7 protein-coding genes are annotated in these 10,096 nt (G+C 65.4%); 2 read left to right on the top strand and 5 right to left on the bottom strand.

All coding sequences use genetic code 11. The annotated features are described in order from the left end of the window. Window positions 1–389: 389 nt before the first annotated feature. The 5 genes from B4F51_RS03465 to B4F51_RS03445 form a co-directional block, all read right to left on the bottom strand. The gene (locus B4F51_RS03465; protein WP_296223696.1) at window positions 390–1,370 is read right to left on the bottom strand and encodes a DMT family transporter; all 981 of its coding nucleotides are present in this window, start codon (window positions 1,368–1,370) and stop codon (window positions 390–392) included. A 230-nt stretch (window positions 1,371–1,600) separates the two neighbouring features. Then, window positions 1,601–2,344 (bottom strand): AraC family transcriptional regulator, encoded by a 744-nt coding sequence (locus tag B4F51_RS03460; protein WP_296223695.1) that lies wholly within the window; start codon window positions 2,342–2,344, stop codon window positions 1,601–1,603. Between the two features lie 149 nt (window positions 2,345–2,493). After that, entirely contained in the window at window positions 2,494–2,850 is a 357-nt protein-coding gene (locus B4F51_RS03455) for a DUF427 domain-containing protein (RefSeq protein WP_296223694.1), read from the bottom strand. A 119-nt stretch (window positions 2,851–2,969) separates the two neighbouring features. After that, on the bottom strand, window positions 2,970–4,172 hold the full coding sequence (locus B4F51_RS03450; protein WP_296223693.1) for an ammonium transporter: 1,203 nt from the start codon (window positions 4,170–4,172) through the stop codon (window positions 2,970–2,972). A 257-nt stretch (window positions 4,173–4,429) separates the two neighbouring features. Continuing rightward, window positions 4,430–5,455, bottom strand: a complete 1,026-nt coding sequence (locus tag B4F51_RS03445) for a hypothetical protein (protein ID WP_296223692.1) — start codon at window positions 5,453–5,455, stop codon at window positions 4,430–4,432. A 264-nt stretch (window positions 5,456–5,719) separates the two neighbouring features. Here B4F51_RS03445 and icmF point away from each other — a divergent pair, with 264 nt between their 5' ends. Both icmF and B4F51_RS03435 read left to right on the top strand, forming a co-directional pair. After that, entirely contained in the window at window positions 5,720–9,007 is a 3,288-nt protein-coding gene (gene icmF / locus B4F51_RS03440) for a fused isobutyryl-CoA mutase/GTPase IcmF (protein WP_296223691.1), read from the top strand. 173 nt (window positions 9,008–9,180) lie between these two features. Next, complete coding sequence (locus B4F51_RS03435) at window positions 9,181–10,035, top strand: 3-hydroxybutyryl-CoA dehydrogenase (RefSeq protein ID WP_296223690.1); 855 nt, start codon at window positions 9,181–9,183, stop codon at window positions 10,033–10,035. Window positions 10,036–10,096 lie beyond the last annotated feature (61 nt).

Genomic DNA, 10,096 nt, shown 5'->3' with positions numbered 1-10,096 from the left:
CCCGCTTACAAAAATTCAAGGCACCATCAAGAGCAGGAACGGCCAAACCGACGGGGCACGCAACCGAACGCGTAGATCGAATGTGGCGCGGCGCACGAGGGACAAGACGAAGAGGCGCGCTGGCAAAAGATTGTTTCCTTTACCCCTGCCCTAGATGGCGCCTTGAATTTTTGTTGCAGGGAGGAAAAAGAGATGGGGCTTGTCTGAGGCCCTTTAGGGCCGAGTTTGCCCCGTCTCCCTCCCTGCGACAGAAATTCAAGGAATGGGTCGCCATCTTGGGCGCGCCTTTCTTTTGCTTACTTTTCTTTGGCAAGACAAAGAAAAGTGAGTCAGCCCCGGCAGGGGATGAAACAAGGGATGGACCACCAAGGTAAAAAAACAAAAAAAGCCTAACCATGCCGCCGCGCAGCCAACGCCACCCCACCCATCAGCAACAGCGCAGCCACCACCTCAAGCCCATGCGGCCACCGCCCCGCATAAACAAATCCATACAGCAGCGCAAACACCGTCTCAAACACAATCAACTGCCCCGAGAGCGTCAACGGCAGCTTGCGGCTGGCCGCATTCCAGAGGCTGTTGCCAAGCACGGAGGCCCCCAGCGCCACGCCGGCATTGACCAGCCAGAACATCGCCCAAGCCGATGCAGGCTGCGCAGCGCCTGTCGCCATGCCAGGCACGAGAAACGCCGGCACCGCCAGCACCAACGACAGCGCTCCCGTTGCAATGCCGGTCAAGAGCGACCACTCCCGGCTGGTGAACTGCGGACGTTCGCGCAAATACCGCGCATTGCACACCGCATACACCGTCCAGCATGCCAGCGCACCGGCGGCCATCAACAGGCCGATGGCGTAGGTGCTGCCATGTCCGCCCGCGTTCGCGGCGGGGGCATCCAGGTAGATGCACGCGACGCCCGCAATAGCCATGGCAAGTGGGAGCGCCAACCGCCGCAGGGGCAGGCTGCCCCGTTCGGCCGCGCCAGCCAGCGTGACCGTCACCGGCAGCAGCCCGACGATCAACGACACCGGCGCGACGCCCGCACGCTGCACGCCGCCGGCCACGCACAGGTAATACAGCAGGTTGCCCGGCAGCGACAGCAACAGCAGCACCACCCAGTCGCGCCGCGTGGTCTTGTGCCACAGCGCGCGCCACACGGGCAAGGCCAGCGCGAGTGAGAGCACGCCGTACAGCACGTACCGCGCCGCCGACAGCGCCAGCGGTGAGAACGCGGGGAGCATCTTCGGCGCGACGAAGATGATTCCCCACAGCGCGCCGGCCGCCACGCCGCACGAGAGGCCCATGAGGTGATCGCGCCGCGCGCCGTGTTGTGCCCGGGCCAGGTGCGTTGCGGTGGAGGTGTCGCCGACAGCCATGAACAGTTCGGTCCTGAAGATCAATCGAACCGGCACTCTGCGCGTGTGCGTGCTCAGCCGTCTTGGCGAGGGCGGATGCGCTTTGGCAAAGACGGAAACGGGAGGGCGGGCGAGACTTGGCGTCGCTAACACAACCCAGCGCAGCGGTCCTGGCTAGGCGTGCCGACGCAGACAGTACTTGAGTACGGCCAGGAGGCACAACGACGCCAGGAGGGCTTTGTTAGCGACGCTTAGCCGCGCCGCACGGCTGCGGGCGTGACGCCGTGCGCGGCCTTGAGATGGCGCGTGAGGGCGCTCTGGTCGTAGTAGCCGGTGCGCGCGGCAATCTCTGCGATCGGCAGCGCGGTGGCTTCCAGCAGCGACAGCGCATGCCGCAACCGCACCTCGGCCAGGCGCGCATGCAGCGTGGTGCCGTACTCCGCGCGAAACAGCGTGGCCAGGCGCCGTGCGCTCAGGCCAACCTCGGCGGCGAGCGCATCGGCGGTGAGCGGCTCGGCATAGCGCTGCTCGATGGCGTGCCACGCGCGTTCCGCCCGTGCGTCGGGGCGAGCGTGTATCTGCGTCGACTGGTTGGCCGGATGCGCGGCCAGTGTTGCCAGCGCAAGCGACGACCACGCGTTGGCCAGCGTGGCATCAAGGACAGGGCCCGCATGCGGCGCGTGGGCGCTCTGCAGCCAGGCCGTCAGCGCGCGCAGCCCGGGGGTGAGCGGAAAGAACACGCGGTTGGCCAATCCGCCCAGGTCGGGCGCATCGATGGCCTGCGCGGCAATGTCCAGCACAATGAAACTGTTGGTGCCGGCCGCCTCGAAGGCGTGCGTGGCCCCGGCGGGAATGAGCGCGGCATGATGGGTGTCAACGCAGCCGGCGCGGCCGTCCACGTCCATCTCCAGCACGCCGCGAGCGGGCATCACGACTTGCACAAAGTCGTGGGCGTGGGGCGGAGCGGCGAGGCCGTAGGTGCGGAAGTCCAGCATGATCGGCCGAGGATAGCACCGGCGATCAGGCAAAAAAATACCCGGCCACAGATGACTCCCGCGCCGGGTGCTGAACTTTCACGGACGAGGATCCGTGAGAAGAGGAACGAGCGTATCGTGCGCCGTGTGCGTGACAGCCGCGTGTCAGTTCATTCCTCCGTGATCGTCACGACGTTCGGATAGAACGCGAGCATGCCGGCCACCTCTTCGGCCAAGGGGATGGGGTGCTCATACGTCCATACCGCGTTTGTGGCGCGTTCGTCTCCGGCCACGATGGTGTAGTAAGACGCCTGCCCCTTGTAAGGGCATTGAGTGTGATGCTGGGTACGCTCCAGCAGGTTCATCCGTACATCGTCGCGCGGGATGTACAGCACCGGCGGGAGCGAGCGCTCACGCAGCGTGCGCGCGGCCCGTGTGTCGGCGATGGTGTGGCCGTTGAAGGTGACCGTTACGCGACGCGGGTGGGCTTCAACAACGATGGGGGCGTTCAGTTCGAGATCGGGCATGCGGTGCTCCTGCATCGAATGACACGGCCCCGCACATGCGGGGCGCCCTTTTACTCTAGCGGATAGCCGCACGCCGCGCCGGACGCCACCGGCACGCCACTTGCCGTGTGCCCCATGCACTACCAGTGCGTTTCGCTCTCCGGCGTGGACGACACGCGGTGGATCGCCAGGTCCGCACCCATGAATTCGGCCTCACGATCCAACCGCAGCCCCACGAACTTGCGCAGCGTGCCGTACACCACCGTGCCGCCGATCAGCGCGATGACAATACCGCCTGCCGTGCCCGCCAACTGCGCCCAGAACGACACGCCGCCCAGGCCGCCGAGTGCCTTTAGGCCGAAGATGCCGGCCGCAATGCCGCCCCACGCGCCGCACAGCCCATGCAGGGGCCACACGCCCAGCACGTCGTCGATGCGCCAGACGTTCTGCACGCGCGTGAACATCCAGACAAACAGGATGCCCGCAATGCCGCCGACGGCCAGCGCGCCCAGCGGGTGCATCACGTCGGAGCCGGCGCACACGGCCACCAGGCCGGCGAGCGGCCCGTTGTACGAGAAGCCCGGATCGTTCTTGCCCATCCACCACGCGGTGAGCGTGCCGCCCACCATGGCCATCAGCGAGTTAATGGCGACCAGGCCGCTCATCTTGTCCAGCGTCTGTGCGCTCATCACGTTAAAGCCGAACCAGCCCACCGCCAGCACCCACGCACCGGCCGCCAGGAACGGGATGTTCGACGGCGGATGCGCGGCGATGCGGCCGTCGTCCTTGTAGCGGCCGTGGCGCGCGCCCAGCAGCAGTACCGCCGGCAGCGCGATCCAGCCGCCCACCGCGTGCACCACCACCGAGCCCGCAAAGTCGTGGAACTCCGCGCCCGTCACGGCCTGCAGCCAGTGCTGGATGCCGAAGCGCTCGTTCCAGGCAATGCCCTCGAAGAACGGGTAGACGAAGCCCACCAGCACGAAGGTCGCCGCCAGTTGCGGCTCGAAGCGCGAGCGCTCGGCAATGCCACCCGAGATGATGGCCGGGATGGCCGCCGCAAAGGTCAGCAGGAAGAAGAACTTCACCAGCTCGTAGCCGTTCTGCTGCGCGAGCACGTCGGCACCAGAGAGGAAGTTGATGCCATAGGCCACCGAATAGCCGATGAAGAAATAGGCAATGGTCGACACGGCAAAGTCGACCAGGATCTTGACCAGCGCATTGACCTGATTCTTCTTGCGGACGGTGCCGAGCTCAAGGAACGCGAAGCCGGCATGCATGGCAAGCACCATGATTGCGCCCAGCAGGATAAAGAGCGCATCGCCCCCGGTTTTGATGGTGTTCATTGTGGTTGTCGAGCGGGTTTGGAATCAGCGCCATTCGGGTGCAATGCAGTCTCCAGAACGCCCTCAGATGACGCAAAAGGCATCGACAGATGCAAAATGCGTTCCAACGGTGTGCAAAAGCGTGACGTGGCGCACCATGGCCGTGCGCGCGACATCTTTGTCGAACCCGGTTGTGGGGTTGGCTCGAATCCGGTGCGTGATTGCCTTGATTTGGTGCGTCTAGCGATGGATATGCGCCGATGTGGTGCGTTGCCTGTCTACGGCTTGGGGGCCGACACAGCGAACGAGGCGGCCACCGCGTTCCACAGTGCTTCGTAGCGCAGGCGGACTGCGCTGGCCCCCTCCGGCGAGGCGGCGGGCGATTGCATGTGCAGCATGACCAGCGCGCCGTCGGTCGGCACGATGAACACGCGGCCGACCAGCGTGTTGCCGGCCGCGCGCGGTACGTGCGGGCCAGGCGATTCGCCAATGTAAGTGGCCCAGATACCGGGCCGGCCGCCGAACGACTGCGTCCCCCAACTGATCAGCCGGCACGGCAAGGCCACTGCCTGCCGCACGGCATCACGCATCCAGCGGGGTTCGCGGGTATCGGGCACGGTCTCCGGCTCGCCTTCCGTGGGGCGTACGATCAGCTCGATGCGTGACAGGCCGGCGCCGCCCTGGTTGGCCCAAGCGCCGATCGCCACGCGCCCCGGGTCAGGCTTGCGCGGCGCGGCAGGCGGCACGCGCTCCCACGAGAATGGCAGGTGCAGCATCAGGTTCGCGCCGCGTGCGTTCGGCCAGTCAGACAACGTGACGCCCTGGGTGAAGCGGCCGGCCAGTTCGTCGGCCGGGCGGTCGTCGTAGACCACCGCCAACAGCGTCTGCAGCGTTGGGCGGTCCTGGCTGCCCTGCGCGCGCGCTGTTACGCGCTCGGCCAGGGCGTGGGCCGTCTGCTCGGTTTGCGTGGCAACCGCAACGCTGGGTTGGTGGACGTCCAGCACACGCTCGATCAGCAGTTGGCGCTCGTCATCGGCCAGCGGAATCCCCGCGATCAGGCGGCGCGTGCGGGCCAGGGCCTGCGGAAAAGCGTTGTCGAACTGGTTGCGGGCGCGGATCAGCTCTTCGCGCTGGCCCGGAAACCGCTGGATGGCACGGTCCAGCGCCTGGCTCTGCACCGTCAGGAAACCAAGCACGCTGACCAGCCCGGGGATGGCGCCGGGCGTGTAGTCCCACGCCACAGCGTGGCCGGACCACGCCAGCATGGCGGTCAGACACCAGCGCATCGTTGCGCGGCTTGGCATTGACATGTCCCCCTGTGGCCGAACCCGTTGCCGGCCAAAGCCCGAATGTACCGATTTGTATTGATTGTGCGCAAGACGGGGCTTGCACCGAGCAGGCGCGGTGGCATGCGGGTTTGCGCAAAGCGAGCAAGACAAAAGGCGCGACGAGTTGACGTTTACGTCAACCCCGAAAATACTGTCTCTTCGACCCCCCGACCGGCACGCCGCGCCTTGTGCGGCGCACAACACGTCCAACGCCGGCGCCCACTTATCGAAGGTGGAGACATGACCGATCTTTCCGCTGCCCGCGCGGCCGACCCCACGCCCGCCAGTGAGCCCGCACCGATACGCAACAAGGTGCGTTTCGTGACAGCGGCCTCGCTGTTCGACGGGCATGACGCGTCGATCAACATCATGCGGCGCATCCTGCAGTCGATGGGTTGCGAGGTGATCCACCTCGGGCACAACCGCTCGGTGGACGAGGTGGTCAACGCCGCGCTGCAGGAAGACGTGCAGGGCATTGCGGTGTCCAGCTACCAGGGCGGCCACGTCGAATACTTCAAGTACATGATCGACGCGCTGCGCACGCGTGGCGGCGAGCAGATCCAGGTGTTCGGCGGCGGCGGAGGGGTGATCGTGCCGGCGGAGATCCGCGAGTTGCAGGACTATGGCGTGGCGCGCATCTACAGCCCCGAAGACGGTCAGCGCATGGGCCTGGCCGGCATGATTGCCGACATGGTGCGGCGCTGCGATATCGACCTTGCCGCCTATGCGCCGACCACGCTGGAGCCCGTCGTCAGCGGCGATCGCCGCGCCCTGGCGCAACTGATTACCGCACTGGAGTCGGGCCGCGTCGATCCGGCATTGCGCCAGGCCGTGCACGCGGCTGCGATGGCCGCGCCGACGCCGGTGCTCGGCATCACGGGCACCGGCGGCGCTGGCAAGTCATCGCTGACCGACGAGTTGATCCGCCGCTTCCGGCTCGACCAGCAAGACGCGCTGCGCATCGCCGTCATCTCGATTGATCCGTCGCGGCGCAAGTCGGGCGGCGCGTTATTGGGCGACCGCATCCGCATGAACGCGATCAACCATCCGAACATCTTTGTGCGCTCGCTCGCCACGCGCGAGGCCAGCAGTGAGATTTCCGACGCGTTGCCGGATGCGATTGCCGCGTGCCGGGCGGCGGGCTTCGATCTCATCATCGTCGAGACCTCCGGCATCGGCCAGGGCGATGCGGCCATCGTGCCGCATGTCGATCTGTCGATGTATGTGATGACGCCTGAGTTTGGCGCCGCCAGCCAGTTGGAGAAGATCGACATGCTCGACTTTGCCGATCTGGTGGCGATCAACAAGTTCGACCGCAAGGGCGCGCAGGACGCGTGGCGCGATGTCGCCAAGCAGGTGCAACGCAACCGCGAGCAGTGGCATGCCCGCCCCGAAGACATGCCGGTGTTCGGCACGCAGGCTTCGCACTTCAACGACGACGGCGTAACGGCGCTGTACCACGCGCTGGCCGATCGTCTTGCCGAGCGCGGCATGGCAATGGGTGATCGCATCTTGCCGCGCCCAGCCGGCCACTGCTCGACCAGCCATGACGCCATCGTGCCGCCCGCGCGCGCGCGCTATCTGGCCGAAGTGGCCGGCACCGTGCGCGGCTACCACGGACGCGTCGAGGCACAAAGCCGCCTCGCTCGCGAGCGCCAGCAACTGCAGGCCAGCCGCCGCATGCTAGAGGCGGCCGGCTCGACCGTGCACACGCTGTCCGCGCTCGACAAGCTGGCCGCCGAGCGCGACGAACAACTCGGCGCCACCGAGCGCAAGCTGCTCGCCATGTGGCCTGATCTGCGCCGCGCGTATTCCGGCGACGAATACGTCGTGAAGATCCGCGACAAGGAAATCCGCACCGCACTCACGCACACCACGCTCTCCGGCACCACTATCCGCAAGGTTGTGTTGCCGCCATATGAAGACGACGGAGAGGTTCTTCGCTGGCTGATGCGCGAGAACGTGCCGGGCTCATTTCCCTACACCGCCGGCGTGTTCGCCTTCAAGCGCGAGAACGAAGACCCGACCCGCATGTTTGCCGGCGAGGGCGATGCCTTCCGCACCAACCGTCGCTTCAAGCTCGTCAGCGAGGGTATGGACGCCAAGCGCCTCTCCACCGCCTTCGACTCCGTCACGCTGTATGGCGAAGACCCAGCCGTGCGCCCGGACATCTACGGCAAGGTCGGCAACTCCGGCGTGTCGATCGCCACGCTGGACGACATGGAGGTGCTGTACGACGGCTTTGATCTGACCAGCCCGAACACGTCCGTCTCCATGACCATCAACGGCCCCGCGCCGACGATCCTGGCGATGTTCATGAACACCGCCATCGACCGGAACCTCGCCAAGTTCCGTGCCGACAACCATCGCGAGCCGACTGAGGGCGAAGAGGCGAAGATCCGCGCGTGGGTGCTGCAGAACGTGCGCGGCACGGTGCAGGCCGACATCCTCAAGGAAGACCAGGGGCAGAACACCTGCATTTTCTCGACAGAGTTCTCGCTCAAGGTGATGGGCGACATCCAGGAGTATTTCGTGCACCACCAGGTGCGCAATTTCTATTCGGTGTCGATCTCGGGTTATCACATCGCCGAGGCCGGGGCGAACCCGATCTCGCAGCTTGCCTTCACGCTGGCCAACGGCTTTACGTACGTGGAGGCGTACCTTGCGCGCGGCATGCACATTGACGACTTCGCGCCCAACCTGTCGTTCTTCTTCTCCAACGGCATGGACCCGGAATACAGCGTGCTGGGCCGTGTTGCGCGCCGCATCTGGGCGGTGACCCTGCGTGACAAGTACGGCGCGAATGAGCGCAGCCAGAAGCTGAAGTACCACGTGCAAACGTCGGGCCGATCCTTGCACGCGCAGGAGATTGCCTTCAACGACATCCGCACGACGCTGCAGGCGCTGATCGCCATCTACGACAACTGCAACAGCCTGCACACGAATGCCTACGACGAGGCCATCACCACGCCCACGACCGAGTCCGTGCGGCGTGCGCTGGCCATCCAGCTCATCATCAACCGCGAATGGGGCTTGGCCAAGTGCGAGAACCCGAACCAGGGCAGTTTCGTCATCGATGAACTGACGGACCTCGTGGAAGAAGCGGTGCTGCAGGAGTTCGAGCGCATTGCCGAGCGCGGTGGTGTGCTGGGTGCCATGGAAACCGGCTACCAGCGCGGCAAGATTCAGGAGGAGTCGATGCTGTATGAGCAGCGCAAGCACGATGGCTCGCTGCCCATTGTCGGCGTGAATACGTTCCGCAACCCGGAAGTGGAAGGCGCGGTGCCCGCACATATCGAACTGGCGCGCTCCAGCGAGGAAGAGAAGCAGAGCCAGCTCAAGCGGCTGCAGGAGTTTCACTCGCGTCATGCTGATCGCGCGCCGGCCATGTTGCAGCGCCTGCAGCGCGCCGTGATCGATGATCAGAATGTGTTTGCGGTGTTGATGGAGGCGGTGCGGGTTTGCTCGCTGGGGCAGATCACGCATGCGCTGTTTGAGGTGGGGGGGCAGTATCGGCGCAATATGTAGGGGGCCCCTACGCAGTGTCCCGGCGCGGGTGAAAGAAAGGGGCGCGACGCTGCCCACCATACGGTCATCCGGCCGAATGTGATGTTGCCGTCGGCGGGGCTTTTCCGCGTGTCGCCCGGTCGTTTATGCTCTGCACTTTGTTTCATTCCAATACCAAGCGAGGAGCATTTTTCATGGCAATTCAAACGGTCGGCATCGTCGGTGCCGGAACAATGGGTAACGGCATTGCTCAGGCATGCGCCGTGGTTGGGCTGGACGTGGTGATGGTGGACATCAGCGATGCCGCCGTGCAGAAGGGCATCGCCACCGTGGCTGGCAGCCTGGATCGCCTCATCAAGAAAGACAAGCTGACCGAAGCTGACAAGGCCGCCGCGCTCGCGCGCATCCAGGGCTCGACGTCGTACGACGACCTCAAGCGCGCCGACCTCGTCATCGAGGCCGCCACCGAAAACCTCGAACTGAAGATCAAGATCCTCAAGCAGCTCGAAGCCGTGGCTGCGCCGCATGCCATCGTCGCGTCCAACACCTCGTCGATCTCGATCACCAAGCTGGCCGCCGTGCTGCAAGACGCCAGCCGCTTTATCGGCATGCACTTCTTCAACCCGGTGCCGATGATGGCGCTGGTGGAGATCATCCGTGGCCTGCAGACGAGCGACGCCGCGCACGCCGCCGTCGAGGCGCTGGCCAAGCAACTCGGCAAGACGCCGATCACGGTCAAGAACAGCCCAGGCTTTGTGGTTAACCGCATCCTGTGCCCGATGATCAACGAGGCGTTCTGCGTGCTGGGCGAGGGCCTGGCGTCGCCGGAGGAGATCGACGAAGGTATGAAGCTCGGCTGCAACCACCCGATCGGGCCGCTGGCGCTGGCCGACATGATTGGCCTGGACACCATGCTGGCCGTGATGGAAGTGCTGTACACCGAGTTTGCCGACCCGAAGTACCGCCCAGCCATGCTGATGCGCGAGATGGTGGCCGCCGGCTACCTGGGCCGCAAGACCGGTCGCGGCGTGTACGACTATCGGAAGTAAGCCGCCAACGACCCGGCATTCGCGCTGTCCTTCAACTGTCAGGCGGGTTTCGCGCGAAGTG

It is taken from the genome of Ralstonia sp. UBA689 (genome assembly GCF_002298975.1).
Classification (GTDB): Bacteria; Pseudomonadota; Gammaproteobacteria; order Burkholderiales; family Burkholderiaceae; genus Ralstonia.
This window is presented reverse-complemented; position numbering and strand designations above follow the sequence as displayed.

Coding starts and splice junctions, on each gene's coding strand:
- B4F51_RS03465 (WP_296223696.1), bottom strand. CDS start 1,370: ATGGCTGTCGGCGACACCTCCACCGCAACGCACCTGGCCCGGGCACAA.
- B4F51_RS03460 (WP_296223695.1), bottom strand. CDS start 2,344: ATGCTGGACTTCCGCACCTACGGCCTCGCCGCTCCGCCCCACGCCCAC.
- B4F51_RS03455 (WP_296223694.1), bottom strand. CDS start 2,850: ATGCCCGATCTCGAACTGAACGCCCCCATCGTTGTTGAAGCCCACCCG.
- B4F51_RS03450 (WP_296223693.1), bottom strand. CDS start 4,172: ATGAACACCATCAAAACCGGGGGCGATGCGCTCTTTATCCTGCTGGGC.
- B4F51_RS03445 (WP_296223692.1), bottom strand. CDS start 5,455: ATGCCAAGCCGCGCAACGATGCGCTGGTGTCTGACCGCCATGCTGGCG.
- icmF (WP_296223691.1), top strand. CDS start 5,720: ATGACCGATCTTTCCGCTGCCCGCGCGGCCGACCCCACGCCCGCCAGT.
- B4F51_RS03435 (WP_296223690.1), top strand. CDS start 9,181: ATGGCAATTCAAACGGTCGGCATCGTCGGTGCCGGAACAATGGGTAAC.